The organism is Erwinia sp. MYb416 (assembly GCF_037479575.1).
GTDB classification, from domain to species: domain Bacteria; phylum Pseudomonadota; class Gammaproteobacteria; order Enterobacterales; family Enterobacteriaceae; genus Erwinia; species Erwinia rhapontici.
This window is the reverse complement of the sequence record NZ_JBBGYT010000211.1, coordinates 1-700: the sequence shown is the minus strand read 5'-3', so window position 1 is coordinate 700 and position 700 is coordinate 1. Positions and strand designations below refer to the sequence as shown.

The 700-nt window shown below is 42.4% G+C and carries 1 protein-coding gene; it reads right to left on the bottom strand.

What is annotated here, in order from left to right; all coding sequences use genetic code 11:
- Positions 1–39: 39 nt before the first annotated feature.
- On the bottom strand, positions 40–700 hold a 661-nt coding region (locus WH277_RS01940; RefSeq protein WP_339504084.1), incomplete at its 5' end, for a hypothetical protein.

Genomic DNA, 700 nt, shown 5'->3' with positions numbered 1-700 from the left:
GCCTAGGATTGCTTCACTAATAAAAGCCCTTCCGGGCTTTTATTCGATAGTAGCAACCTGCTCAAGCTGTAAATGTGTAGCGGTGTCGATGTAGTAAGAGACTTCAAAAGCACAATCATCAAGCGCTGAACGCTTCGACTTAACGACTTGCTCATAACCACCTTGAGCGAAGATGTAGTGCCTGATTAGCTCAACAAGACTAGCCTGCTTATTGAGTATCTCAACTGCCCTAACGAAATACTCAGGAGCAACACGATCAAGCCCAGCCGCAAGCGCTTTGTATCTCTCAAGCACGACAGTTTCCGCCTCTTTCATGATGTCTACGCTTGTAGCGTATGGCACTGTGAAAACGTCGCCACTGTGAATGTCTTTGTAGTGATGGCTTTGCTCATTCAGCTTTGTGAAAGCACCCACGCGCACAAGCGCATCACAGATAAACTTCATTCGCTCGATGCGCTCAATCTGTATGTTTATTAAGCTAAATCTGTTCCTAATGATCTCTTCGCTCGTAGCTTCATCGTAGCCGCTAACAAGCGCGTTCTTGTATGTTGTAATGATAGCTTCAAGACAGTCATTATAAAGCCCACTGTAATCAGCTAAGATTCCCTTATAATAACATTGATAGTTATAAGCTTTAGCTTGTATAGCTTCAGCAATATATGAAAATCTATCTTTCTTATTTTCGAGACAATAATCATAT